Source organism: Commensalibacter oyaizuii, from assembly GCF_029953265.1.
Taxonomy (GTDB): Bacteria; Pseudomonadota; Alphaproteobacteria; order Acetobacterales; family Acetobacteraceae; genus Commensalibacter; species Commensalibacter oyaizuii.
The window spans coordinates 408,835-434,603 of the sequence record NZ_JASBAO010000001.1 but is presented as its reverse complement, the minus strand read 5'-3'; the positions used below and the strand labels follow the sequence as shown (position 1 = coordinate 434,603).

Here is a 25,769-nt window from a genome sequence, read left to right as displayed (position 1 = left end):
CAGGTTTTTCTTAATAAAAATCTGACGAACCCAATCATTTAATCGTTACAACGATTAAGCTGGAATTTCAGGACTTTCTGCTTCCATCATAATTTCAGGAGGCAATTCTTCTGAAGCACCAATATCTTCACCAGAAGCACCAAGCTCAGCAGAAATACCATCTAAAACAGCACCAGCGACAAGCTCACAATACAGATTGATTGAACGTAAAGCATCATCATTTCCAGGAACAGGATAGGTAATCCCAGCTGGATCTGAATTACTGTCCAATATTGCAACAACAGGAATACCTAATTTGTTTGCTTCTTGTACAGCTAACTTTTCTTTATTGGTATCAATAATGAACAAAATATCAGGAAGACCGCCCATTTCTTTAATACCGCCCAAAGAACGCTCTAATTTTTCACGTTCACGGGTTAATTGCAAAACTTCTTTTTTCGTTAAACCAACAACATCCCCATCAAGGGTTTCCTCAATTTGACGTAGACGTTTAATTGAGTTTGTAATTGTTTTCCAATTGGTCAACATTCCACCCAACCAACGGTGGTTTACATAGTATTGACCGCAGCGTTTTGCAGTTTCAGCAACAATTTCAGATGCTGTACGTTTTGTTCCGACAAAAAGAACACGACCACCATTTGCGACCGTATCACGCACTGTATTCAATGCGCGATCCAACATAGGAACGGTTTGTTGCAAATCGATAATATGAACTTGGTTGCGAACCCCAAACAAATATGGGGCCATCTTTGGATTCCAACGACGGGTATGATGTCCAAAGTGAACACCAGCTTCTAATAATTGACGTAAGGTAAATTGTGGCATCGCCATAAGCGTGCATCCTCTTTCTTCTGGTTGAACCTCCGTAAAGCGCCGATCTATATTTCAAGCACCAGTGGCTAAAACTTTACGTGTGAATTATCGACTAATTTCGATGATTTATTTTATGAAAGGATTTTGCCAAAAAATCAAGTGTTTATTTAAAGATATTTGTATTAATACCTGTATTATTTATCATATATTCTTTGCGTTCTTTCCAAATTTACTTTTTTGAAAAGAATTATAATAATCAACTAATGAAATATGAAGCTCGTCTGAGTAACCAACGGTCGTATTTCCTAGTTTTCTAACACTGAACTCATCATGATTACCACAAAAGAAGCGAAAAATTAATCCATCCATATAAAAACGAAAAATTTTATCTTTTTCCAATGGATATAAGCTACCACTAACAGGCATTGCTATTGGTGTAAAATTATGATTTTCTCCTCTAGTCGACAATTGAACAACATTTATTGGATAAAAGGTTATTGGTCCAGGATCCCTAGAAATCAATAAGTTACGAAGGAATTCTAACTTTTCTTTTGATAAGGTAATCTCTGACATCTCGAATAAATCTGATGCAGCAGCCCTCTATAGTAAACTTAAACAAAAGAGCCTTAATCGAACAGGATCTATACCTTTAATTATTCTAAAACTAAAACCAGGTATCTCATCATTATCCGTGTTTAATCTGTATATATCATAAATATTTGAAATATCAGATAATCGTATATTCATTCCCCAACTTGTCCAAACCATACGGTGTTTAAAAAATTCTTTAACTGCAAAATTATCAAACTCAGATAATATATCTTCTCCTTTCCTTATGACTAGATGATCATCATACCAACTATCCCAACGTTTAATCAGCCTTTTTTACCCTACTCCTCCTTGAACGAAAGAATCTCCCCTTCTTAATGGACGCGTAAAAGCTTTGGGAATGATATGGGATTTTACAAATTTCCCTTTACTACCAGTTAATTTACATATCCCTATTTTCTGTTTGGTCATGATTATCTTACACTTTTTTATTGTTATTTTTATAATGATGTCTCACATTTATTTGTATTCCAAACATCATAAATTACATTGATCATTTTACCATAAACACGATATGTATAAATTAATATAGAAAATATATTCTATTTTTAAAAAAAATAGAAAGGAATTTATAATATGGTTAATATCGCTGTTCTTGGTACAGGTCGCATTGGTCAAATGCACGTTGATAATCTTGCAGCCCATCCTAGGGCTCAGTTAGGGGGTGTATTTGATGTTAACACCTCAGCAGCTCAAGCAGTTGCCAATAAACATAATACGATTTTATTTAACTCTATTAACGATGTATTTGCATCGCCAAAGGTTGATGCTGTTTTAATTTCTACGTCCACAGCAACGCATGCTGACTTAATTGAACAAGCTGTTGCCGCAAACAAAGCTATTTTTTGCGAAAAACCAATTGACTTATCTCTTGACCGTATCAAAAGCTGCGAGCAAAAAATTAAAGGTACATCCCTACCAATTATGTTAGGATTTGTCAGACGTTTTGACAAAGGACATAGTGCCGTACGTCAAGCTGTCGAATTGGGAAAAGTCGGGGATTTACATCAAGTTATTATTACTTCTCGTGATCCTGACATGGCTCCAGACGCATATATCGAAGTTTCAGGTGGAATTTTTAAAGACATGACCATTCATGATTTTGATATGGCACGTTTTATATTAGGGGAAGATATTACAGAAGTTTTCGCATCGGGATCGCGTTTGGTCAATGAATCTTTGATGAAACGATGCAACGATTATGATACTGTAACAATCGTTATGAAAACGGCTTCGGGAAAACAATGTATTATTAATAATTCTAGACGTGCTGTTTATGGATATGATCAACGTGTTGAAGCCTTCGGTTCCCAAGGAATGGCCATATCCGAAAATCATCCAATGAATAACCTTAGACTTTACAGCACCGAGTTTACAGATCAAAAACCAGCATTAATGAATTTTTTCATCGATCGTTATGGTGATGCATTTAATACTGAAATCAGTCATTTTGTCGAATGTATCGAACAAGGCAAGCAACCTAAAGTTGGATTTGAAGATGGAAAACAAGCTTTAGTTTTAGCCGAAGCTGCCAGTCGATCCATTATCGAAGGCCGAACCATTCACACAAAAGAAATATAATTTAGTCGATTTTTAATTAAATTATACGTTATTTTTATTGCGGGTATATCGTAATAAAAGATCCCCATAACGTTGAATTTTTGTATCGCCTAACCCCTTTATACATCGCAGGTCTTGGTTTGTTTGCGGACATGAAACAGCTATTTCTCTTAATACAGAATCATGAAAAATAATATAAGGGGGGACTTCTTGTTCTCTGGCTTCAGAAAGCCGCCAGGCTTTTAATTGGTCAAATAAATTCTGTTGTTCTGTTGTTAACGTCACCTGAACCTGATTGGACGATGTTTTTTCAATCTCTGCTTGGGCAATATCCTCACGCAAATACAATTGTTCTTCGCCCTTTAACAAGGGTAATGCTTTTTCCTGATTTAAAAACAAATTGGAATGTTCAATCCCCTGTCGCAGGGCATCTTTGGCCATTAATTGTCTGATGACCGCACGCCAAAATTGATTTGTTTTATCTTTGCCTATTCCAAACAATGACAGACGATCATGCTGGAAATGTTCAATATTATTGTTTTTCTTGCCCTTTAAAACATTAATAATATGCAAAGCACCGAAACGTTGACCCGTACGATAAACTGCGGACAATACCTTTTGTGCGGCAATCGTACCATTAAAAAGAGAAACTGGATATTTGCAATTATCGCAATGCCCGCACGGATGTGATAACTCCTCACCAAAACATCGTAATAGAATTTGTGTTCGGCAATGGGTTGTCTCTGCAAAAGCCACCATCATATCTAATCTTGAGCGAGCAATTTTCTTTTGCTCCTCTGTGCTTGTAGATTGTTGCACCCAATATCGGGCTTTGACGATATCCTCACCCCCGTAAAGCAATACTGTCTCGGCAGGATCACCATCGCGACCAGCACGGCCGATTTGCTGATAATAGTGTTCTGGCCCTTTAGGCATATCCAAGTGCACAACCAACCTGACGTCTGGACGATCAATTCCCATCCCAAATGCAATAGTGGCAACAATAATCAAGGGTTCACCTGAACGAAAACGCAGCAGCACCCCCCTCTTCTCTAATGATGATAGTCCTGCGTGATATGCCAGTGCTACAAAACCACGCTCGACTAACATTGCGGCAACACGCTCCGCTTTGTTACGACTGCCACAATAAATAATGCATGCATCATTTTGATATTTATCAAGAATGGTTAAAAGCTGCTTGGTTTCTCCTTGCTTTGGCAAAGATCGTATGAATAAATTTTCACGATGAAAACTGGCTTGAAAAACTTTGGCCTCCTTCATCGCTAATGCGGTTAGGATATCTTCTTTCGTTGTAGGGTCTGCCGTAGCAGTTAAGGCTATTCTTGGGACAGAGGGGAAAATGGAGGGTAAATTCGTCATCAATCGATATTCAGGACGAAATTCATGCCCCCATACAGAAACACAATGTGCTTCATCAATGGCGATTAGGGAAATCTGCACTTTTTGAAGGAGACGCCACATCTCGTCAGATAATAAACGTTCAGGGGAGATATATAATAGATCCAAAGACCCATTCATTAAATCACGACGAATAGTCGCGGTTTCCCTAGCATCTAGTTCTGAATGCAAAGCACCTGCATTGATCCCTAATTGTCGAAGGGCTGCGACCTGATCATCCATTAACGCAATCAAGGGGGAAATAACCAACCCCATACCAGCACGACATAAAGACGGAATTTGATAACAAAGGCTTTTGCCGCCCCCCGTGGGCATTAACAGTAAAACATCCTGCCCTTGCATAACAGTATCGATCGCTTGTTTTTGTAATCCACGAAATTGTTGATAACCAAAAACATGCTCTAAAACCGCCTGGGGGGATTTATCCTTCCCCATTGCATGAGGATCATTCAATAAGAAAGGATTATCCATCAAATTAAAACTATTATTTTACTTCGATTTCAACGCGACGTGCAGCAATTTGGCTTTTTCTGTCTTCTGGTGGTCTGGGTGTATCGTGAACACGATCAGCAGAAATACCATCTTGAGTGATTTTTTGAGCAACAACTTTTGCACGTTGTGCGGCCAGCATTTCATCGACACTTAAATCACCGTAAACTGCTGCATATCCCTCAACATAAACCTGTTTTTGAGGGAAATGTTTGGCATATTTAACGGCTTGATCAATGGTTTTAACAGATGCATCATCCAATTCAGCGGATGCAAATGGGAAAAAAACTACATAAGTTCTGTTATTGTTTGCTGTTAGCTTTGAAGATTGAGAACAGGCCACTAACAACAAGGACATAAATACAACTGGTATAAAACGACGCATTTATCTTTTCCTTAATTCTAAAAATAAATTTTGACCTGTAACCATAACTACATTCTAGCATAAAAAAACATAAATATTTTTTTTATTTCTCAGAAATTATATGACTGTCAGATAAACGCCATACTTTATCCAGCTTTTCAACCCCAGTTAATCGATGAACAATTAAAATAATTGTGCGATCCGATCCAATTTGGTTTAAAATTTGAAAAAACTCTTTCTCTGTATCAGCATCTAGTCCTGTTGTAGGTTCGTCTAATACAAGAATCGGGGCTTTTGACAATAATGTTCTTGCCAACGCTACCCGCCGACCTTGACCACCAGAAATCTTAACCCCACCCTCACCAAGCCACGTATCCAAACCATCGGGCATGGCACGGACAACATCTGCCACTGCTGCTTCTGACAATGCCTGCCATAACTCGTTTTCTGTGGCGTCAGGCTTTCCAAGCAATAAATTTTCTCGAATCGTATCATCAAATAAGTGCGTTTTTTGTGATAACCACGCTATTTTTTTCCGAACGGAATCTGCACTTAGATCGGAAAGATCCTTTCCACCCAATAAAATACGTCCACTTTGTGGTGTAACGACTTTTAATAATAATGCCGCCAAGGTTGACTTTCCAATACCCGAAGGACCAACGATGGCTACTCTTTCCCCTTGGTTTATTATCATATTTAAATCTTGATATACCCAAGGTCGATCTTTACTCCATTGAAAACACATATTTTGAAATTCAATGTGGGTTTGTATGGGTGCCTCTAACTTGCCATCGGGATTGTTATACCCAATTTGTCCTTTATTTACACCAACGACACGCGTTGCTGCATTCATGATCTGTCCAGCTAATCCCCCCGCCTTGGTCAGAGGCAAAGTGCCTTCAAAAGCAGTAATGGTTAAAAACAAACAAAAAACGATATGAGTCGTTCGAATATCATGGAATACCATATTTAATGCCGCCAATAAAATAAGCAAAATAGCAACTTGGCCACACAAAAAAGTAATAAAACTAATTCCAGCAATATTTTTAGCTTGCAGGTAATGTTGGCGAAATAGTTGACCTTCAATCGTTTGTAAATGTGCAGACACGCGGTCCCCTACACCAAAGGCTCTTATTTCCCGTAGACCCTGCACAAAATCAAACACACCAATCCGTAATCGAGCTATCCCCTCTATTAATGTTTTTCCCCGTTTTCGCGTAATAATTGCAGACAAAAATGGACAAACGAACCCTGCCACAGCATATAAAGCCGCAATGGAAATAGCTAAAGGCAGGTTAATCATGCCAATACCAATTAAAAGTACCAAAAATGTAACAATAGCCCCTAAAAAAGGCAGAATGATGCGTAAATATAAGCCATCCAAAGTTTCGATATCCGAGACAAGACGTGATAATATATCCCCACTATGGCGAAATCCCAACCCTGCAGCAGCACCCTTGGATAAAGTAGAAAAAAACCATACTCTAAGATCAGCAATAGCCTTGAACATAACATTATGCGTATATAATCGCTCTATATAACGCATCAATAAACGCCCACCCCCCAATAATTTTAATAGGGCAGAGCTGATCATTACAATACCCATGGCAGTTAATGCAATTTTTTCACCAGCAAAACTCATCAAAGCCAAACCAAGAGCAAGAGCAATAAGAGAAAAAACACACCCTAAAAATAAAGAATTACGATGAGGACGCCAGACATGAAAAATCTGCTTGAAAGCAGCTTTTATCGTTTCAGATCGTGTTAAAGGATCCTGGATTTGTGACATTTATCCTATCCTTTCTTGTGAAATTAAACGGCCATGTTCTAGACGTAAATGTAATCCATTCAGTTGTTGACCAGCTGCAGAATGAGTTGCCAAAATAACCGTTCTATTTTGAGCCAATTTTACTAACCTTTTAAAAATATCCTGTTCTGTCAAAGGATCTAAATGGGCAGTAGGTTCATCCAACAATAATAATGGTGCATCCTTTAAATAAGCCCGTGCAATCGATATGCGTTGGGCTTGTCCTCCAGAAAGTCCAAAGCCACCTTCGCCGATAAATGTATCAAGTCCTTTGGGCAAGCTGGACAAATATTGATCAATGGCCGCAAATTTTATAGCGGATTGCAGCTCGTCTTCTGTTGCTGTAGGTTTGGCGAATAGAATATTTTCTTTGATCGTTCCTGCAAAAATAACAGGTTTTTGACCAATCCATGCAGTAACAGAGGATAAAGAATCATATGAAATTGTTGAAATATCAATATTATTAAACAATATTCGTCCCTGATTGGGCTTTATAAACCCAAGCAACATACTAATAATCGTTGATTTGCCCGCACCAGACGCACCAATTAATAATGCTGTATCCCTTGCCTTGATATCGAAACTGAGATGATTAAGCACATTGCCACGCTTTTCATCCCAGCGATAAGAGACGTCTTCGAATGTAACTTGAATAGGTTGAGTATGGTCTAATTGGTTTTCCCTAATTATTTCTAATACAGGTTCTGGTAATTCAACCACCGAAGCTGCCGTTCCAGACAACTTAGCCTTGTCTTGATAGGCCAATGCCAAACTTCTTAACGGAGCAAAAAATTCAGGAATTATTAAAAGAGCAAATAATGCATGCGTTACGTGAACAGAAGATGTATCGTGATGATTTAAAAACTGCCCTACATCCATCATAGCTACCAAGACAATGGCGACTATCATAGCACAGTCTATTGATGCCGAAGATAAAAATGCAACGCGCAATACTTTCATCGTACGTTTACGAAGCTCATTTGCTGCTTTTGCTAATTTTTCAGTTTCACCTTCGGATCTACCAGCCAATACAATTGTTGCAATCCCTTGAATACGATCCAAAAATCTGGCTTGTAAACGGGTCATTGCCACAAACTGTTGTCTTGCTGCAACAGCGGCACCAATTCCAAAAGTTGCTTGTGCAATGGGTACCATTAAACCGCATAGTCCAATAATTAATGCCGCCCATGGCTGAACAAAGAAAATAAATACTAAAATTATACAAGGCGATAAAAACCATAAAATCGAAGCAGGCAACCAACGGGAAAAATATCCATCTAAGGATTCAACATGGTCAGCAATTAATGTTGTCAGCCCACCACTGGATTGTTTGTATAAGATTGATGGGCCAATTTGCATAATTCGTTGTACTAATTCTTTTCTAAGGCGATGCCTGGCCTGCAACCCTATTTTAGCAGCAAATAATTCCTCACTATAAATGAATATAGCCCTAAATATCGATAGCAATACAAATGCAATAATAAAAACTGAAACATCAAATGATAAAGACAAAGTTGGAACAAGCATAATTCCCAGTATTTGTGCAATACACCAAGATAAACCAACAGCAATCATACTGGATAACAAACTTAATATCACTATTGGAAAAACAGCCTTTTGACCAATTTTTGTTTGTTGTTTTGCCCAAAGTTTACTTTTTATTTTGTCTTTTTGCATTTAAATCTACTTTGTTTCATTTCTGAAGACTGATTTCTATCGACAAAAATCGATGTGCCTCTTATCTACTGCTAAATCCAAATATAAGTAAAATTAAATTTCGCCCTGTTACCTAAATAAAACAATTTAACGCAATATTTATTTTCACACTTTGAAAAAAAAACTGCATTATGTTAAAGGATTTAACACACCACAACCAAGTATTACAGAACCATGATGAATAACAAACATATTGCTATTATTTTGCCTGCTTATAATGCTGCAAAAACATTAAGACAAACATTTGAAGAAATTCCTCATGAAATTATTGATGACATCATTTTAACTGACGATGCAAGTAAAGATAATACTGTTGAAGTTGCAAGACAATTAAATATTCATACAATTATTCATCAGAAAAACAAAGGGTATGGTGCTAACCAAAAAACCTGTTACGATGCTGCTTTGAAAAGAGGGGCTGATATCGTTATTATGTTACACCCCGATTATCAATATAGTCCAAAATTGCTGCAATCTATGATTAGTATGCTAACCTCTGGTCATTATGATGTGGTTATAGCGTCCCGTATCTTGGGAAAAGGTGCGTTACGGGGGGGTATGCCTTTATATAAATATGTTGCCAATCGTATTTTAACCTTTATACAAAATATTTTATTAAATGCTAAATTGTCTGAATACCACACGGGTTATAGAGGATGGACAAAAGAAGTTTTAGAGGATTTGTCCCTAGATAAATGTTCTGATGATTTTATTTTTGATAATCAAATGCTAGCACAAGCAATTTTTAAGAACTATCGTGTTGGTGAGATTTCATGTCCAACGAAATATTTTAAAGAAGCCTCATCTATAAATTTAAAACGTAGCATTATTTACGGTTTAGGGGTTTTAAAAACTTCAATAGAGTATCGTTTGCATAAATGTGGTATTATTTCAAATAAGTTATTTGAAAAATAACCTTATATGGCAGCGTATTTTTCAAAAACAGCTTTTTGGTTGATCTTACTTTTCTTTGCTGTCACTCTTGTCATAGGGTGCATATTTTTTATTGGCCCTTATGCGCAAACTTTTATACAATATTTACAAGCGTATCAAAATACCAGTCATACTTCTTCGTGGCAGGGATTGTTTTTTTCTGAAATTATCCAAATTATAATTTCACTGTGTGGCATTTTACCAGCTTCTACGGCTGCTTTTGGTTCTGGTTTGCTTTATGGAATATGGAAAGGCTTTTTATTATCTGCCTCAGCGACTTTGATTGGAGCCATTATTTCTTTTTTATTAAGTCGATCCATTTTTCGGCCTCTTATTGAAAAATTTTTGCGGCGCTCTTCAAGAATGCAAAAATTGGATCATTTATTGCACATAGATGGCTGGAAATTAGTTTGTTTGTTACGTATTTCCCCTATCATGCCTTTTGCAGTTACCAGCTATGCCCTTGGTTTGACATCAATTTCGTTTCGCTCTTACCTGATTGGTACGCTGGCCTCGCTGCCAGCACTTTTTGGATATGTGCTTATGGGACATATCGCCAATACGGAGGCAAATAATATACAAAATCAACATATTCATTTTATTCAGCATTTATTGTTTATTGTTGCATTTATTGGTACTGGAATATTGGTCTGGCATCTAAGCAAATTATTGAATAAGATCCTAAAAATCCCTAAGCAAACATCATAAATTACTAAGTATTGACCCACATATTTTCAAATTATTAATATTTAAAGAGTACCTGCATTTTGTTTCATAGCTTCATAAAAAAACACCCTTATCAAACATTTTTTTTGTTGGGCTTTTATGCAATCTTTTTATATTTAAGAGCCCCTGATATTCTAATACAAGGACGTTTTTGGGCCGAAGAAGGAAATATATTTTATGCAAATGCATGGAATATGAGTCCTTTACATGCTTTATTTGTTGTCTATGGTGGATATATTAATTTAGGGGCCAGTGGGGCCACACTAATTACACGTTATATGTATATTCCCTTGGAATATGCACCTTATGTAACAACTTTTATTGGTTTTTTGTTTCAACTAACCCCTATTTATCTTTTATTAACGGCATCTGATGAATGGCTGCAACCCTTTCATACGAGGATATTGGCTACTTTATTACTTTTATTTATTCCAGAATCTTCCGAAATTTCTTTGCAAAGCTTGCATATTCAATTTCATCTGGCCCTAGCGTGTACAATAATTGTTTTTCTGAATACCCATAAAAAACACCAACGATATTTAAAACTTTTTCTATTATTTTGGGCACCTTTATGTGGATTGTTGCCGATTGTTCTTATCCCAATTTTTGTTGGAAAATATTTGGTTGAAAAAGATCGTTTACGCTTGGAACAAACGATTGCTATCATCATCGGTGGTTCAATTCAAATGGCGTTCTTTTTATTTAATATACGATATAATATCGATTTAAATAATGTATCCATTACGCGTAATAGTCACATATCTTTTTATGATTTTTGCAATGTTTTCTATATTCGTGATCTCATATTTCCATTTTTAGGTCATCGTCACCAATTTGCTTTGGATATGATGGGACGTATATTCATTTTAGTACAAGATCATAAAAGATCACTACAAGCCTGCGTTGCGACCTTTGTCACCTTTGGTATTTTTATCAGTATCTTTATAAGATACCCTAAAACAAGACCCGCAATCCCATTATTAATCAGTATTATTTTATTTTCCTGTGTTGCGATTTATGGGGCTATTGGCGGGACTGTGCAACTTATCAATCCTTATTTTTCCGAACGTTATACTTTTATCAGCCAAGCTTTATTAAGCATTTTAATTCTTTATTTCTCTGTGACCCTGCCATATTGGGGAAAAATATTTGTAAATATCATCATACTGTGGCTGTTGATTATTGGAAGCTACAATTTTTTTCAAACTTTTCCCGAAGCAAAAGATGGTGCAGGACATATATGGCAAAATGAATTACAAAAATGGAGAAAAGATCCAAACTATCATCCTAAAATTTGGTGCAGCGGTTGGTATATTATTATTCCCAAGCAACTTCAAGATGCTAAAATCGATAATCCTTGATGATTTGTAATCAATGAATAAACTTTGTATCAATAAAACTTATCAAACAATAGGGTTACTCTTATTAACCATTACTATTCATTGTACAAGATCCCCTGAAATCATTATGCATGGACGGTTTTGGGCAGAAGAAGGCGAAACATTCTTTCATAATGCTTGGATCATGCCACCATTAAAGGCGTTATTTGTGTCCTATGGGGGATATTTGAACCTTACAGCTAATGCGGTTCCCTTGATTGCTAAATGGTCTGTACCCCTTGCATATGCACCCTATGTAACTATGGGGATAGGGTTATTATTTCAACTTTTGCCTCTTTTCCTCCTTTTAACTGCAACAGATCAATGGCTTATTTCATTTAAAAATCGTCTATTCGCTACTTTGCTTTTATTATTCGTTCCAGAGACATTAGAAATTTCACTACAAAGCCTGCATATTCAATTTTCATTAACCTTGGCATGTGCAATAATTGTCATGCTTGATATTTCAAAATCACGTCAACGGTGGTTTAAATTAAGCATTTTATTATTATCTGCACTTTCTGGTGTGATGACGCTACTGCTATTACCTTTGTTTTTGTTACAATCAATTTTTCAAAGAAATTGGCTTAGAATTGAACAATTCATCGTATTATGTATTGGCAATATTATACAATTTGTATTTTTCTATACTCCTTTTCATGAACGGGAATATCATGCGTCCCTTTCTGAGTTTTTAAGTATTTTCTTTATTAAAGATATTTATATTCCTTTTTTAGGAAATAACAGTTTTTCAAACGGTTACAGTTTATATATCGAACAATTATTCAAAAACCATCAAGTACCGATTTTATCCTCTGTTTTAGGGTTCTTAGTTATCACTATTTTATTAGGATGCGTGTATAGATATCCTAAGACCAGACCATCTGGCTTTTTAATTGCTTACGCTTTGTTAAATCTAGGATTATCTATTATCGGATCAATTGGTCCCAAATACTGGTTCTTTGAACCCTATTTTAATCAAAGATATGCCTTTATTAGTCAATCGCTATTATCTATAACTCTACTTTATTTCTCATCTAGTTTACCAAAACCTGGACAAATATTATGTAATTTATTAATGGTATGGCTGATTATTGCCAGTGTAAATAACTACTATCACTATATTTCTTATTCTTACGGTGTCCCCCCTTGGCAAGAACAAGTTGAATTGTGGAAAAAAAATCCAAATTATACTTTCCAAATTTGGCCTAAAGGGTGGACAATGAAGCTGCCTAAAACAGATGATTAAACCCTATCTATTTCAAGAATTAATCGAACTTTCACTATGTCCTTTTTATTAAATAAACTAAAGAAGCGTCATTACCAAACGTTGTTTTTGATTAGTATTTTTGCCCTTATGATGTGCCTTCGCGCACCAGACGTTTTTATTTACGGGCGCTTTTGGGCAGAAGAAGGAGATGTTTTTTTCCACAATGCTTGGACAATGCCCCCTTTACAAGCATTATTTCATTCTTTTGGAGGTTATCTTAACCTTCCAACGAATGCTGTAACCCTAGTTGCTAGATGGTTGATTCCTTTGGAATATGCCCCATATTTTACAACAATTGTAGGATTATTATTTCAACTCCTTCCTTTATTTTTATTATTATCAGCCAAAGATGAATGGCTGAATTCATTTAAAACACGATTATTCTTGACCTTATTGTTATTATTTGTTCCAGAAACTTTGGAAACTTCCCTACAAAGTTTACACATTCAATTTCAGTTAACCTTAGCTGCTGCAATTATTCTTGTTTTGCAACCTAATTATTCTTACCAAAGATGGCTAAAATTACTGGTTTTAATGTTTGCTGGCCTCTCTGGATTAATGAATTTTGCTCTCATTCCTATCTACGCAGTTCGTTGCTGGCTGGATAAAGATAAACTTCGAATTGAAGAATTTATTGCCCTTTCAATCAGCTGTTGCGTTCAATATTTTTTCTTCTACGAAAAAATAGAATCTCGTTTCCATTCTTTTAATTTGTTCGATTTTTCAACCATTTTTTTTGCTCATGAATTATATATCCCATTTGGTGGTATTAATCGATTTACTGTACCCTATATCGATTATCTTCATGATAATATGCATAATATTAAGGCTGTTATTATCCCCTTTACGGTAACTATTTTATTTATAGCGGGTGTTTTATGGATTTTTCACGCATATGTAAAAACACGTCCTGCAATATTTTTATTTGCTTCTGCTCTCGCACTTTTTTGTATTTCAGTTATTGGATCGATAGGAGATAGGAGTGGCTTTCTAACTCTATTTACCAACCAACGGTATCTTTTTATAAGTCAGTCTATTTTATGCATCACACTGGTGTATATTACCAATCAACTCCATCATTTAAGTCAGAAAATTGGGCGGGCTGTTATCTGTTGGTTAATATTAGTTGGAGGTATCCATTATTTTGCACATCCAACATTTATTATCAAAGCGCCAGCAAATTGTTTACCATGGCAGCAACAGGTCGAACTGTGGAAGAGAAATCCCAGCTATAATTTTCAATTGTGGCCTGATTGGGTTCATATGACCCTTACTCATCATGATGATAAAAAGTGAAAAAACAAACCTTAAATACTATACAAGCCTTGCGTGGAATTGCTGCTTTATTTGTTTGCTCGATACATTGTATTACAACAAAAATGCGAACAGATGGAAATTTACATTCATTCACAACAGAATTATCACGTATCGTTATCTCTATTGGCAGTTGCGGAGTCGATATTTTCTTTGTAATCAGTGGATATATTATAACCTTATTGGTTTTGAAAACAAATGAACGTTCATTTAAGAACGCTTTCTTCTTCTTAATTAAACGCTTCTTTAGAATATATCCTCTTTTTTGGATAACGCTATCTATTAATATATGTGTTGCCTTAGTAATAGGTTATCAAGCAGATAAACTTCAAAAGAAAATAAACATTAATGTCATACTATTATTAACTAGGAATATTCCATTTCAAGAGGTCGCTTGGACCTTGGCCTTTGAGATATATTTTTATTTAGGTGTATTTTTATTTCTTTGTGTTTTTAATAAAAAGCATTTTCTATATTTTTTGCTTTGTTGGGGCATTTTTTTATTTTGTTTTTTGTACCTTCATTTTATAGGTATACGTACGATAGAATACTTTATTTTAAAAGATCCAAAAGTATTAGAGTTTTTTTTAGGTGGATTGCTATTTTTTTTATCAAAAAAAAGAATTGCTATTTATGATAAGTATTTAGGTGTATTATTAGGGCTTACACTATTTACCATAGGTTCCGTGTTATCCTATAAAAACTTTGCTCAACATTTTTATCTTGATTACTGGCAATCTTTATATTTGAATGGTTTTGGAGCAGCATTACTTTTGTATGGTTTTATAGGTTTAGAATATCGAAAAAAAATTTATGTACCCATGTTTTTTATAAAACTTGGAAATATATCATATTCCATATATTTATGGCATTTTCCAGTAATGGGAATGAGTGGTTATATTGCTTTAAAACTACATTCTTATCAACAATTATCAGGACTACTTCACTCTTTAATTGAAATAGTATCAACCATTTTCATTAGTATTATCTCTTACCGTGTGATAGAATTACCATGTATTAGATTTTCTCAACGAATAACCTCATAAAATTTTTAAAAAACAGATTTAAAAATTATATATCAATTTTAATTTCTGAGTGCTTTATGTCCACACCATTACTTCTGCTACAAGATATCTCTTACACCCTTGGTGGTAAGCCCTTATTAGATAACGCTTCTCTAAGTATTGCTGCTGGGGAACGTGTTTGTCTGGTTGGGCGTAATGGTTCAGGTAAGTCAACATTGCTGAAAATTACCGTTGGCCAACAACACGCTGATTCAGGTAATATTTTTCTGCAACCTGGAACATCTGTACAATATTTATCACAAGAGCCAGACTTGTCTGGATATAATACAACATTGGATTATGTTTGTTCAGTATTACCCAATCCAGAGGATCATTACAGAGCCCGCATTTTACTAAGTGCTTTGGGGTTGGAGGGAGATGAAAATCCAAAAAACCTATCTGGTGGAGAGGCACGCCGTTGTGCCTTAGCCAAAGCATTAGCACCAAAACCCGACCTATTATTATTGGACGAACCAACGAACCATTTGGATCTGCCTGCGATTGAATGGCTAGAAAGCGAGTTAAAATCCCTCTCCTCTGCCATGATTATTATCAGCCATGATCGACGTTTTTTAGAAAATATGGCCAATGGAATTATCTGGATTGACCGTGGACAAATTCGACAGTTGAATCAAAAATTCTCACAATTTGAAATTTGGAAAGAAGAATTTTTCGAACAAGAAGCCGTAGAGCATCATAAATTAAACCGCCAAATTGCCAGAGAAGAAGATTGGGTCAGATATGGCGTGACTGCGCGACGTAAACGTAATGTTCGGCGCATGGCGGAATTGGCAGATCTGCGTCAAAAACGTCAAGATATCGTTAAAAATCCCTCTATGTCATCGTTGCAAGCCAGTCAAGCCGATATATCAGGGAAATTAGTCGTAGTGGCAGAGCAACTTAATAAATCCTATGGGGATCAGATTATTATTAAGAATCTCGACCTGCGTATTTTGCGTGGGGATCGGTTGGGAATTGTTGGTCCCAATGGGGCTGGAAAAACAACATTATTACGAGTACTAACAGGACAAGAACCCCCTGATAGTGGGGAAATTAAAATTGGTTCAAACCTTGAAATTAATACCTTGGATCAGCAACGTAACTTATTGGACCCCAATAAAACGTTAGCTCAAACTTTAACAAGTGGCAGTGGTGATTATGTGCAGGTTGGTGGAGAAAAAAAACATGTTGTCGGATATATGAAGGAATTCATGTTTAATCCAGAACAAGCAAAAACTCCCGTTCACGCACTATCTGGTGGAGAAAAGGCACGGTTACTTCTTGCTTGTGCATTGGCGAAACCTTCCAACGTATTAATCCTTGATGAACCGACCAATGATTTGGATTTAGAAACATTGGATTTATTACAAGAACTCCTCGCCTCTTATCCTGGCACTGTCCTAGTCGTTAGCCATGATCGTGACTTTTTGGATCGTGTTGCGACCTCTACCCTTATTGCTGGTGGAAATGGGGAATGGATTGAATATGCTGGTGGATATTCCGATATGATGGCTTTGCGTAAACAAAGTCAAAAAGATGTCGAACCTATTAAGCAAAATTCCAATAACAAATCTAATACTTCAAGCAAACCGACAAAAGGAAAATCGCAAAAACTTTCTTATAAAGATCAATTTGAACTGGATCACTTGCCTGAAAAATTGGAAAAGCTCAATACTCAAATTGAACTGTTAAATCAAAAACTGGCTGATCCATCCCTGTATGAAAAAGATCTAAAAGCATTTCATACTTACACAGAACAATTAACCAAAGCACATCAAGACCATCACCAAATGGAAGAACGTTGGTTAGAGCTGGAAATGTTACAGGAAGAGTTAAAACAATAATTTTTGAAACTCAAGGCTTATTTTTCCATCTCCTTACAGCAAGCTTTGCAAGCTCTTTTTGTCTGTTATTTATCTCATTAACATCCCAAGACGAACAACTTGCTATTTCTTTTGTTAGTAAGAAGTCAGATTTTGAATAGACTTTCTTTTTATCAGCAAATGAACAATTGCCAACTAGTGAATTGTCTTTCGCTTTCAATAAAGCCAAATTGCCCAATCTATGAAGATATTTTGAAATATCCTTAGAAGCTTTTTCCCAAGAATCACCAGATTTCTCTGGAAAAACATGTTCAAGATTGACCTCGTTTGTGTCAGGGTTTGCAATTTTCTGCTGATTACCATTTTTTTCTATTTCTAATTCTGATAAACACCATCGAGCTAATATACCTTTGGCATTCACTGTGGCAAAACTATTTTCAAATCTTATATCAGTTGGCAAAATCTTAAAAGAATCAAATAATTCTAGAGCTGTAGTTATAGTTTTGTTGGAAATTTCTTTTGCTTTTTGCGCATAATTTTTTTCAAGCTCTCCACTACCACCTTCACCACAGATTAAAAACCTAACACTCCATGAGGCAAGCATCGGAATAGTTTTATTAATTTCTTTTTTATTAAAATTATTAAAAACAGACATCAACAAAGGCCTAACTTGCGTAATTTTAGCTATATTAAACAAATATAGTGCTTGCTTTACTTTGTCGTTATAGTCTTTCCATAAAGATGAATCTAAATTTAAAAAAGCAGCATATATTTCAGAATTATTCGATAAATTAGTTATATAGTTAGATACAGATGTCTCATTTGTAATTGTCCGCTTAATTTCATCATATAAATCTCTTTCCCTAATAAGACCATTACGTGAAATCCAATCATGTCTGATAAATTTTTTAACATCACCCTCACCATGAGAATTCGATATTAATGTATTCATCTTATTCCATTGTGCTTGACACTCAGATAATTTTTCTTTTCCTGCTGCACCAAACACATAATTCTTCAATAAATCTGCTACGGTTAAATCAAGCCCTCTATCATTCAACACTTCAAATATTACATATGCATTGGCCTCATCTCCTACATCAAGGGAAACCAGAACTGTTTTCTTTTCAATAAACTCAATAAGATCAAACAAATCATCATCTGGAGTTTTTGTTAAATCTTTATCTGTTATTTTTGCTATAGTTTCCTGTGCTTGTTTAATCGCATGGAAGAGACGTTTTTGCGTATCTGATAAATTTTTAGGAGCTTTTTGCCCAATATGTTTAATTTTAATAACATACTCAGTATAAAATTTTTGATCATCAGGAAGGATTAAAACATGAGATATTTCATTTTTAGTGCGTAAATCTTTACTTGAAATATAATCTCGCGTAATGGTTTCTACACTATCTGTATCCTTTTTCTTTGCAAAATAATTTCTTATTGCTGAAATTAATATAGAGGCTGTTACAATTCGCTGCTGACCATCAATTATATTTTTTATATTGTCATGCTCGCTTTTTGTTATAACGACCGTTCCAAGAAAATACTGCTCACTTTTTTTATTTTTTGCATCAATTATGTCTTGATACAGCTCTTTAACTTGCTGCAACTCCCATTTATAAGATCTTTGGTAAGAAGGAACCGCCAAACGCTGTTGTTTTAGTAAAGCTCCTACTCCAATTAATCTTGAATCAATTGATGTTACAGACATTTATTTAAACTTTCTTTTGTTTTTATATAAGAATGATAAACGAAAATTAAAAAAAATTAGAAACTTATTTTCTTCGGACTTAACAACCCCGATGCTTGCATGCGTTCTCTTGATTCTTTCACACTATTAATTACCGCCAAAGCAGCCTTTAGTGCATTTCTTCCTGCCAAAGCATCGACAATCACGGGTTCACCGTCCAAGCAAGAGGCTGCAAAAGCAGCATGTTCTTGTTCCAAGTTATCATGGTCTTTCCATTTGACTGCCTCACGTCTAAATCCATTGGTTCCTGGCAAGGGTAAACCTTTTTCCCGACCGATCATTACCAATTGTTTTTCCATAAAATCTGCTGACAAATACCCCTCTTCGGAAAAAATACGCATCTTGCGTTCGGTTTTTAAGGAAATTCGACTGGCAGCAATGGTGGCAACACAACCATTTTGAAATGTTACCCGCGCATTGGCAATATCTTCAAACTCTGAGGTTACCGCAGCACCCAAGGCATCAACCCGTTCGATGGGCGAGTTAACAATAGCCATCACCAAATCCAAATCATGAATCATTAAATCCAGCACCACTGAAACATCAACCCCTCTGGGTTTAAACGGCGCAATACGGGTGGTTTCGATATAAAGAGGCCGTTTGATCCGTTCACTAATTGCCTTTTGCTCGGCGGAATATCGTAATAAATGTCCCACCTGCAGCACTGTCCCTGTCTGTTTGGATAGGTCGATTAAATGATCCGCCTGTTCCAAGGTCGATGCTATAGGTTTTTCAATTAAAACATGTTTCCCCGCTTGGATGGCTTTCACCGCCAGAGGGTAATGCTCCTCGGCTGGGGCTGCTATAATCAGTGCATCGCACTGTAACAATAATTCATCTAATGGCAAATAAGGGGCACCCCCTGCCTCTTTTCCAACTTTTTTTGCATTATCAATAATAGGGTCATAAATACCGACCAGTTGTTCTCGTCGAGAATGAAATACTTTTAACGCATGAAAACGACCAAAATATCCTGCACCTGCGATGCCTACGCGTAAAATTTCTGTTTGTGCCATGCTGAACTCTTGTAATTTAATGAATAAAATAATGAATTTATTGAATCATGATGACATATCGCAGATAAAATAAAAATATTTTCTTTTTTATCTAATGTTAACCTTTGAAGTTGGATTCAGATAAATGAAGTAAATTCGTATTATATACGCAATTATACGATCGGACATTCTTTCATTCTATTAATAAATCATTATGATTTAGTGATTTTTAAGTGGCATATTGAAAAATGTTGCAAGCTGAAGAGTCAAAAACGTATATTTTTTATTGATTCAATGTAAAATATTAAAATCTATATTTTATAATATCTATTTTTATCTTATACAGCTTTTACCTTGACAAGTTTTTGCTGTATAGCCAAAACAATATTGCATCCCATACGTAATAACGACATCGTCGTTAAACGTTTTCATCAACCATTTCTAGGTCTATAATGGTCTAAAAATAAGGATTTAGTCGTTACTGCGATGATGTATTACAGCCGCAAGAAACTAGCCCTGGTTATTCTTACCTGCTTTATTGGGCTATTATTATGTTTACCTAATTTTATGTCTGCACCATCACCCAAAATTCCTTGGCGCCAAGTGCATTTAGGGTTGGATCTACGGGGAGGATCATATCTTTTGATGCAGGTTGATGTAAATACCATCACCAAAAACCGCCTGCAAACCCTAAGTGATAATATCCGCCAAACCCTGATCTCAAAAAATCTGGGATACAAGAATATTCACAGCTCTCTCCCCAATCATACCATCACCTTTACTTTGCGCAGTCCGTCTGAAAAAGAAGCGGTACTAAAGGCATTACGTGAAATGCCTAAGGCAGTTATGAATGAATTTAATGTTAGTGCGGACAATAATAATCAAATCATTCTGACATTGTCAGAAGAGGCGATGAAACAGCGCGCTAGCGAGGCTATAACCCAATCTATCGAAATTGTCAGACGCCGTATTGATGCTACGGGTGCAGTTGACCCATCGATCACCCGTCAGGGCGATGATCGAATTGTGGTGCAACTGCCAGGGATCAGTGATCCAAACCGTATCAAACAATTATTGGGCACAACCGCAAAAATGACATTTCATCTGCTTGATGAAACTGCAACTAATCCTGATTTCCCCCCACCTGGCGTGACATTTCTACCTATGGCCGATGATCCTGCAAGAAAGCTACCCGTACGTGATCATATCGAGGTTGATGGTGCTGAGTTAACCAGCGCCAGTGCCGGAATGGACCAACAAAATGGTGAATATGCCGTTAACTTTCAATTTGATACTGCTGGCGCACAAGCCTTTGCCAGTGTGACCCGTGCCAATGTTGGCAAACCTTTCGCCATTGTTTTAGATAATAAAGTTATTACAGCACCCGTTATCAATACCCCTATTACTGGCGGCAGTGGGCAAATTACAGGTCACTTTACCCCACAACAAGCAACTGATCTTGCCCTGTTGCTGCGTGCGGGTGCTCTGCCGGCCCCGCTAAAAGTTATGGAAGAACGCACTATTGGCCCATCTTTGGGACTTGATGCTATCAAAGCTGGGGGGATCAGCTTAGCAGTAGGCTTTGCCTTAGTTATTGTATTTATGTTGGTTTTTTACGGTCGTTTTGGTTTTTACGCTGATATCGCCCTATTTGCGAATTTGATTTTAATGACCGCCATATTATCCTTGTTTCAGGCAACACTGACACTGCCAGGAATGGCTGGAATGTTATTGACATTGGGAATGGCTGTTGATGCTAATATTTTAATCAATGAACGCATTAGGGAAGAAGTCCGTAACGGGCGTAATCCTTTAAATGCTTTACAAGCGGGCTTTGATAGGGCGTTAAGTACTATTATTGATAGCAACGTTACCGCCTTTTTATCTCATGTTATGCTGTTTATATTTGGAACGGGTCCCGTACGTGGTTTTGCTTTGACGATTACCATTGGTATTGTGACGACTCTTTTTACGACTTTATGCTTATCATGGATGTTAATTATTCGCTGGTATGCCGTTACCCGTCCTAAAGAACTTCCAATTTGAAAGAAAGATCATGCTTGGCCGTCCTTTATTACATCTAGTTCCAAATGGCACTAAAATCCATTTTATGCGTGGACGCTTTATCGGGTTAATTACCTCTGCGGTTTTATCTATTGCGTCTATTATTCTCTTTTTTCACCCAGGGTTGACATTGGGTCTGGACTTTCGTGGTGGTATTGTTGTTGAAGCACAAACCCAAGGTCCAGCAGACTTTACCAAAATAAGGCAAGAGTTAACCCAAGCCCATATATCAGCAGCAGGATTGCAACAATTTGGCGCAAATAATAGTGTATTAATACGTCTTGATGCCCCTAAAGAAAATAATGCAGAAGCCACACAAACTTTAATTACTGATGTGAAGCAAGCTATTTTAGCAGCCCATGATGGTACTAAAATCGTTAGAGCCGATGCGGTTGGGGCATCTGTATCCTCTGAATTGTTTCGAAATGGGTTGTTGGCTCTTGGCCTTAGCCTATTAATGATTATGTTTTATATCTGGTTTCGATTTGAGTGGGAATTCGCAGTTAGTGCGATTATTACCCTAGTGTTGGATTTAACAAAAGCGATCGGTTTTCTTGTTATTACTCGTTTTGAGTTCGATCTTGTAATGGTTGCGGCTTTATTGACAATTCTAGGTTATTCGACCAATGATAAGGTGGTTGTATATGATCGTGTTAGAGAGAATCTACGTAAATATCATTCGATGCCCATTCGGGAATTAATCGATATGTCAATTAACGAGACCCTAAGTCGAACCTTAGCCACCTCTGCAACCGTTTTCTTGGCAGCCTTACCTTTAGCTTTGTTCGGCGGGGCGTCCCTCTCTGGCTTTGCTTGGGTCATGTTGTTTGGAATTGTTGTTGGGACATCTTCATCCATCTTTATTGCGGCCCCTCTTCTTTTATTTATGGAAGAAGGCAGCCTAAGAAGAAGAGCGAAAAAAACACAATAAATTCTGTCATTAGGTTGATTCTAAAAGAGGTAGCAAAGGCTACCTCTTTTATTACGATTTCTGATTAACTGTTATGAAATGAATAACTTGTTCAATAGAATCTTTGGCTTTTTGCATGTTCTTTGACGATGGGTTAGATAATGCATTAACCACATAAAGCTTAGCTTGATGATCGTATTGTACCAACAGTTTGAATTGATCAAACGATACATCAGGATTCTGCAAAAAACCCATGCACATTCCATGAACGAACAAATAATTCAAAGCCAAAGAGCGCGGTGTTGGCTGGTCTGTTAAATAATGATCACTTTGTGTTTGACACCCTGTCTGGGTCGAAATCAAAAACAGGCTTACAAATACACACAATAATTTTTTCATTATTTATTCTCTGGCTATGAAATTGTCGTTTTATACCAATAAAAATCCCTTATACGCAATCTTTATCGATTTTCTTTTGGCTGTTTTGAATTAAGACATCCCTGATTTCAGTTAATAGTAACTGTTCTTTCGTTGGCTTTTCCACTTTTACTTCTTTAGCTTTGGAATTCGTATAAAGCTTGTTTAAAATGCGTACCAGCCAAAAGACAGCAAAACCAATAATTAAAAATTGAACAATGGCATTAATAAATACACCTAAATTTAAAGTAACAGCTCCGATTTTTTGAGCCTCTGCAAGGGTTTGAACATGTTGCCCTTTTAAAGTTATAAATATATTACTAAAATCTATTCCACCTACCAATAATCCTATAACTGGGTTTAATATATCTTTTACCAAACTATTAACTACAGTTGTAAAGGCTGCACCAACAATAATACCGACAGCCAAGTCAATAACATTCCCGCGCATAATAAATGCTTGAAAGTCAGCAACCCATTTTGGTGTCCTTTTGCTGACCGTTTCTTGTTCGTTACTCATAGCTTTTTCCCCTAATTTATATAAAGTTTTGAACAGTTTATATCTTTACTATTACCCTAGCTATATCAAAGAAATCATAACAGGGAATAGAAAATATAAAAAGATTTCATTCAATGGATTGATTTAACGCTATAAAATGTTTATAAGATAAGCTGTTTCTCCGTCTGTTAACGGAGTTTTTTTTTTATAGTCTGTTAAGAGAAAATCATGAAAGCCGATATTCATCCAGATTATCACGAAATCACAGTCGTCATGACAGACGGTACTGAATTCAAAACTCGCTCTTGCTATGGCAATAGTGGTGATACGCTCCGTCTTGACGTTGATCCTAAGTCCCATCCTGCTTGGACAGGGGTACAACGTATCAATGATTCTCGTGGTCAAGTTGCTAAATTTAATAAACGTTTTGCTGGTATTGGTCAGAAAAAAGGATAAGATAATTATCCATTCTGATAATACTAACGTAATGTTTTATCTTAAAATAAGGGAAGCTATTTTCCTTGTTTTAAGATAACATGATTTTAACACATATAAATATTATATAAATTATTATTACCGATATTATGATTTGTATAATATTTAATAAGCCATATTCATTTATAGGATCGTTATGACTTTACCCCTTATGCCAAAAGCAACAGCAGTATGGTTGATTGAAAAGACTGCTCTTACTTTTACCCAAATTGCCGAGTTTTGTGGTATGCACCCCCTTGAAGTGCAAGCCATTGCAGATGGCGAAGTGGCACAAAGCATCATTGGGTATGATCCAGTATCAAATGGACAATTAACACAAGAAGAAATTAGTCGTTGCGAAGCTGACCCCTCCCGAAAATTACGTTTGTCATCTTCTAGAATGCAAATTGTTAGACGCTCAAAAGGTGCAAGATACACCCCTATTTCCAAACGAAATGATCGTCCAGATGCCATTGCATTTTTATTAAGAAATTTTCCGCAATTATTGGATACACAGATTGCAAAGCTTTTGGGAACAACCAAAGACACGATTTCAAAAGTGCGAGATAAACAGCATTGGAACTCTCCAAATATTAAACCTCGTGATCCTGTTATTTTAGGGTTGTGTAGCCAGATGGACTTAAACGCTGCTATTGCCGAGGCCAACGAACGGGTTTCAAAAGAAGAAGTCGATCATCCAACACAACCAGCAGAAGATAATTTTGCAGCTTCTTACGATGATGCCAATAAATCAAATTCCTCATCATCTGAAGAATTAGATATTGATCATATTTTCTCCGAATATGCCAATAGAACAAAAGAATCAGATCAATAGTTAGTTTTTAGTAAGTGGTGAATATGTCCTCGTCTGTTGAAACCTTGCCCCTTGTCGGTGTTATTATGGGTAGTCAGTCCGATTGGGACATTATGCGCAATACGACATTGTTACTTCAAGAATTAAAAATCCCACATGAGTCTCGTATTGTTTCAGCCCATCGCACCCCTGATCGTTTACAGGAATACGCCACCTCTGCCTATGATCGCGGTATCAAAGTTATTATCGCGGGTGCAGGCGGGGCAGCACATTTACCAGGAATGACAGCTGCTTGGACGCATTTACCCGTTCTTGGTGTGCCGATGCAAACCCATGCTCTTAATGGTAAGGACAGTCTACTTTCGATTGTTCAGATGCCAGCAGGTATTCCTGTTGGTACATTAGCTATCGGTAAAGCTGGTGCAATCAATGCAGCACTGCTGGCAGCATCAATTTTATCGCTTACAGATACTCAATTACAGCAGCGTCTAATCGAATGGCGAACCAAACAAACAAAATCTGTATCTCTTTCCCCTGTTTAGTAACATGAGGTTTAA

At 36.5% G+C, this 25,769-nt stretch carries 24 protein-coding genes; 13 read left to right on the top strand and 11 right to left on the bottom strand.

Going from position 1 to position 25,769, the window contains the following annotated elements; genetic code table 11:
* Nucleotides 1-54: 54 nt before the first annotated feature.
* From rpsB to QJV27_RS01875, 3 genes are all read right to left on the bottom strand, one after another.
* A complete protein-coding gene (rpsB, locus tag QJV27_RS01885) occupies nucleotides 55-831 on the bottom strand; it encodes a 30S ribosomal protein S2 (protein ID WP_281447293.1) in 777 nt (258 codons plus the stop codon).
* A gap of 183 nt (nucleotides 832-1,014) precedes the next feature.
* Nucleotides 1,015-1,386, bottom strand: coding sequence for a hypothetical protein (locus QJV27_RS01880; RefSeq protein ID WP_281447292.1), 372 nt, complete (start codon nucleotides 1,384-1,386; stop codon nucleotides 1,015-1,017).
* Between the two features lie 312 nt (nucleotides 1,387-1,698).
* Nucleotides 1,699-1,833, bottom strand: a complete 135-nt coding sequence (locus QJV27_RS01875) for a hypothetical protein (protein ID WP_281447291.1) — start codon at nucleotides 1,831-1,833, stop codon at nucleotides 1,699-1,701.
* A 165-nt stretch (nucleotides 1,834-1,998) separates the two neighbouring features.
* On the opposite strand from QJV27_RS01875, the gene iolG reads away from it, so the two are divergent.
* Nucleotides 1,999-3,003 (top strand): inositol 2-dehydrogenase, encoded by a 1,005-nt coding sequence (gene iolG / locus QJV27_RS01870; RefSeq protein WP_281447290.1) that lies wholly within the window; start codon nucleotides 1,999-2,001, stop codon nucleotides 3,001-3,003.
* 21 nt (nucleotides 3,004-3,024) lie between these two features.
* On the opposite strand, the gene recQ is transcribed toward iolG, so the two are convergent.
* The 4 genes from recQ to cydD all read right to left on the bottom strand — a co-directional run bounded on the left by recQ (nucleotide 3,025) and on the right by cydD (nucleotide 8,738).
* Nucleotides 3,025-4,872, bottom strand: coding sequence for a DNA helicase RecQ (gene recQ, locus QJV27_RS01865; protein WP_281447289.1), 1,848 nt, complete (start codon nucleotides 4,870-4,872; stop codon nucleotides 3,025-3,027).
* A gap of 13 nt (nucleotides 4,873-4,885) precedes the next feature.
* Complete coding sequence (locus QJV27_RS01860; protein ID WP_281447288.1) at nucleotides 4,886-5,275, bottom strand: OmpA family protein; 390 nt, start codon at nucleotides 5,273-5,275, stop codon at nucleotides 4,886-4,888.
* A gap of 82 nt (nucleotides 5,276-5,357) precedes the next feature.
* Complete coding sequence (cydC, locus tag QJV27_RS01855) at nucleotides 5,358-7,043, bottom strand: thiol reductant ABC exporter subunit CydC (RefSeq protein WP_281447287.1); 1,686 nt, start codon at nucleotides 7,041-7,043, stop codon at nucleotides 5,358-5,360.
* A complete protein-coding gene (gene cydD, locus QJV27_RS01850; protein ID WP_281447286.1) occupies nucleotides 7,044-8,738 on the bottom strand; it encodes a thiol reductant ABC exporter subunit CydD in 1,695 nt (564 codons plus the stop codon).
* A 213-nt stretch (nucleotides 8,739-8,951) separates the two neighbouring features.
* On the opposite strand from cydD, the gene QJV27_RS01845 reads away from it, so the two are divergent.
* The 7 genes from QJV27_RS01845 to QJV27_RS01815 all read left to right on the top strand — a co-directional run bounded on the left by QJV27_RS01845 (nucleotide 8,952) and on the right by QJV27_RS01815 (nucleotide 17,307).
* The gene (locus tag QJV27_RS01845) at nucleotides 8,952-9,692 is read left to right on the top strand and encodes a glycosyltransferase family 2 protein (RefSeq protein WP_281447285.1); all 741 of its coding nucleotides are present in this window, start codon (nucleotides 8,952-8,954) and stop codon (nucleotides 9,690-9,692) included.
* Between the two features lie 6 nt (nucleotides 9,693-9,698).
* Nucleotides 9,699-10,418 (top strand): TVP38/TMEM64 family protein, encoded by a 720-nt coding sequence (locus QJV27_RS01840; RefSeq protein ID WP_281447284.1) that lies wholly within the window; start codon nucleotides 9,699-9,701, stop codon nucleotides 10,416-10,418.
* A gap of 104 nt (nucleotides 10,419-10,522) precedes the next feature.
* Nucleotides 10,523-11,797 (top strand): hypothetical protein, encoded by a 1,275-nt coding sequence (locus tag QJV27_RS01835; protein WP_281447283.1) that lies wholly within the window; start codon nucleotides 10,523-10,525, stop codon nucleotides 11,795-11,797.
* A gap of 13 nt (nucleotides 11,798-11,810) precedes the next feature.
* Nucleotides 11,811-13,064 (top strand): hypothetical protein, encoded by a 1,254-nt coding sequence (locus QJV27_RS01830; RefSeq protein WP_281447282.1) that lies wholly within the window; start codon nucleotides 11,811-11,813, stop codon nucleotides 13,062-13,064.
* A 108-nt stretch (nucleotides 13,065-13,172) separates the two neighbouring features.
* Nucleotides 13,173-14,381: a hypothetical protein gene (locus QJV27_RS01825; protein ID WP_281447281.1), complete on the top strand. Its 1,209-nt coding sequence runs from the start codon at nucleotides 13,173-13,175 to the stop codon at nucleotides 14,379-14,381.
* Nucleotides 14,378-15,445, top strand: a complete 1,068-nt coding sequence (locus tag QJV27_RS01820; RefSeq protein ID WP_281447280.1) for an acyltransferase family protein — start codon at nucleotides 14,378-14,380, stop codon at nucleotides 15,443-15,445. The genes QJV27_RS01825 and QJV27_RS01820 overlap by 4 nt, the downstream gene beginning before the upstream one ends.
* Before the next feature lie 56 nt (nucleotides 15,446-15,501).
* Entirely contained in the window at nucleotides 15,502-17,307 is a 1,806-nt protein-coding gene (locus QJV27_RS01815; protein WP_281447279.1) for an ABC-F family ATP-binding cassette domain-containing protein, read from the top strand.
* A 10-nt stretch (nucleotides 17,308-17,317) separates the two neighbouring features.
* On the opposite strand, the gene QJV27_RS01810 is transcribed toward QJV27_RS01815, so the two are convergent.
* Complete coding sequence (locus QJV27_RS01810) at nucleotides 17,318-19,000, bottom strand: DUF262 domain-containing protein (protein ID WP_281447278.1); 1,683 nt, start codon at nucleotides 18,998-19,000, stop codon at nucleotides 17,318-17,320.
* Nucleotides 19,001-19,056: 56 nt separating this feature from the next.
* The gene (locus QJV27_RS01805; RefSeq protein WP_281447277.1) at nucleotides 19,057-20,055 is read right to left on the bottom strand and encodes a Gfo/Idh/MocA family protein; all 999 of its coding nucleotides are present in this window, start codon (nucleotides 20,053-20,055) and stop codon (nucleotides 19,057-19,059) included.
* Between the two features lie 465 nt (nucleotides 20,056-20,520).
* On the opposite strand from QJV27_RS01805, the gene secD reads away from it, so the two are divergent.
* Both secD and secF read left to right on the top strand, forming a co-directional pair.
* Complete coding sequence (secD, locus tag QJV27_RS01800) at nucleotides 20,521-22,080, top strand: protein translocase subunit SecD (protein ID WP_281447276.1); 1,560 nt, start codon at nucleotides 20,521-20,523, stop codon at nucleotides 22,078-22,080.
* Nucleotides 22,081-22,090: 10 nt separating this feature from the next.
* The gene (gene secF, locus QJV27_RS01795) at nucleotides 22,091-23,029 is read left to right on the top strand and encodes a protein translocase subunit SecF (RefSeq protein WP_281447275.1); all 939 of its coding nucleotides are present in this window, start codon (nucleotides 22,091-22,093) and stop codon (nucleotides 23,027-23,029) included.
* 51 nt (nucleotides 23,030-23,080) lie between these two features.
* Here secF and QJV27_RS01790 read toward each other — a convergent pair whose 3' ends face one another.
* On the bottom strand, nucleotides 23,081-23,407 hold the full coding sequence (locus QJV27_RS01790; RefSeq protein WP_281447274.1) for a hypothetical protein: 327 nt from the start codon (nucleotides 23,405-23,407) through the stop codon (nucleotides 23,081-23,083).
* Nucleotides 23,408-23,456: 49 nt separating this feature from the next.
* Nucleotides 23,457-23,945, bottom strand: a complete 489-nt coding sequence (mscL, locus tag QJV27_RS01785; protein ID WP_281447273.1) for a large-conductance mechanosensitive channel protein MscL — start codon at nucleotides 23,943-23,945, stop codon at nucleotides 23,457-23,459.
* Nucleotides 23,946-24,152: 207 nt separating this feature from the next.
* On the opposite strand from mscL, the gene rpmE reads away from it, so the two are divergent.
* From rpmE to purE, 3 genes are all read left to right on the top strand, one after another.
* Entirely contained in the window at nucleotides 24,153-24,380 is a 228-nt protein-coding gene (rpmE, locus tag QJV27_RS01780) for a 50S ribosomal protein L31 (RefSeq protein ID WP_281447272.1), read from the top strand.
* Between the two features lie 175 nt (nucleotides 24,381-24,555).
* The gene (locus QJV27_RS01775) at nucleotides 24,556-25,233 is read left to right on the top strand and encodes a DUF1013 domain-containing protein (RefSeq protein ID WP_281447271.1); all 678 of its coding nucleotides are present in this window, start codon (nucleotides 24,556-24,558) and stop codon (nucleotides 25,231-25,233) included.
* Between the two features lie 23 nt (nucleotides 25,234-25,256).
* Nucleotides 25,257-25,754, top strand: a complete 498-nt coding sequence (gene purE / locus QJV27_RS01770) for a 5-(carboxyamino)imidazole ribonucleotide mutase (protein WP_281447270.1) — start codon at nucleotides 25,257-25,259, stop codon at nucleotides 25,752-25,754.
* Nucleotides 25,755-25,769: the final 15 nt, after the last annotated feature.

Coding starts and splice junctions, on each gene's coding strand:
- rpsB (WP_281447293.1), bottom strand. CDS start 831: ATGGCGATGCCACAATTTACCTTACGTCAATTATTAGAAGCTGGTGTT.
- QJV27_RS01880 (WP_281447292.1), bottom strand. CDS start 1,386: ATGTCAGAGATTACCTTATCAAAAGAAAAGTTAGAATTCCTTCGTAAC.
- QJV27_RS01875 (WP_281447291.1), bottom strand. CDS start 1,833: ATGACCAAACAGAAAATAGGGATATGTAAATTAACTGGTAGTAAAGGG.
- iolG (WP_281447290.1), top strand. CDS start 1,999: ATGGTTAATATCGCTGTTCTTGGTACAGGTCGCATTGGTCAAATGCAC.
- recQ (WP_281447289.1), bottom strand. CDS start 4,872: ATGGATAATCCTTTCTTATTGAATGATCCTCATGCAATGGGGAAGGAT.
- QJV27_RS01860 (WP_281447288.1), bottom strand. CDS start 5,275: ATGCGTCGTTTTATACCAGTTGTATTTATGTCCTTGTTGTTAGTGGCC.
- cydC (WP_281447287.1), bottom strand. CDS start 7,043: ATGTCACAAATCCAGGATCCTTTAACACGATCTGAAACGATAAAAGCT.
- cydD (WP_281447286.1), bottom strand. CDS start 8,738: ATGCAAAAAGACAAAATAAAAAGTAAACTTTGGGCAAAACAACAAACA.
- QJV27_RS01845 (WP_281447285.1), top strand. CDS start 8,952: ATGATGAATAACAAACATATTGCTATTATTTTGCCTGCTTATAATGCT.
- QJV27_RS01840 (WP_281447284.1), top strand. CDS start 9,699: ATGGCAGCGTATTTTTCAAAAACAGCTTTTTGGTTGATCTTACTTTTC.
- QJV27_RS01830 (WP_281447282.1), top strand. CDS start 11,811: ATGAATAAACTTTGTATCAATAAAACTTATCAAACAATAGGGTTACTC.
- QJV27_RS01825 (WP_281447281.1), top strand. CDS start 13,173: ATGATGTGCCTTCGCGCACCAGACGTTTTTATTTACGGGCGCTTTTGG.
- QJV27_RS01815 (WP_281447279.1), top strand. CDS start 15,502: ATGTCCACACCATTACTTCTGCTACAAGATATCTCTTACACCCTTGGT.
- QJV27_RS01810 (WP_281447278.1), bottom strand. CDS start 19,000: ATGTCTGTAACATCAATTGATTCAAGATTAATTGGAGTAGGAGCTTTA.
- QJV27_RS01805 (WP_281447277.1), bottom strand. CDS start 20,055: ATGGCACAAACAGAAATTTTACGCGTAGGCATCGCAGGTGCAGGATAT.
- secD (WP_281447276.1), top strand. CDS start 20,521: ATGATGTATTACAGCCGCAAGAAACTAGCCCTGGTTATTCTTACCTGC.
- secF (WP_281447275.1), top strand. CDS start 22,091: ATGCTTGGCCGTCCTTTATTACATCTAGTTCCAAATGGCACTAAAATC.
- QJV27_RS01790 (WP_281447274.1), bottom strand. CDS start 23,407: ATGAAAAAATTATTGTGTGTATTTGTAAGCCTGTTTTTGATTTCGACC.
- mscL (WP_281447273.1), bottom strand. CDS start 23,945: ATGAGTAACGAACAAGAAACGGTCAGCAAAAGGACACCAAAATGGGTT.
- rpmE (WP_281447272.1), top strand. CDS start 24,153: ATGAAAGCCGATATTCATCCAGATTATCACGAAATCACAGTCGTCATG.
- QJV27_RS01775 (WP_281447271.1), top strand. CDS start 24,556: ATGACTTTACCCCTTATGCCAAAAGCAACAGCAGTATGGTTGATTGAA.
- purE (WP_281447270.1), top strand. CDS start 25,257: ATGTCCTCGTCTGTTGAAACCTTGCCCCTTGTCGGTGTTATTATGGGT.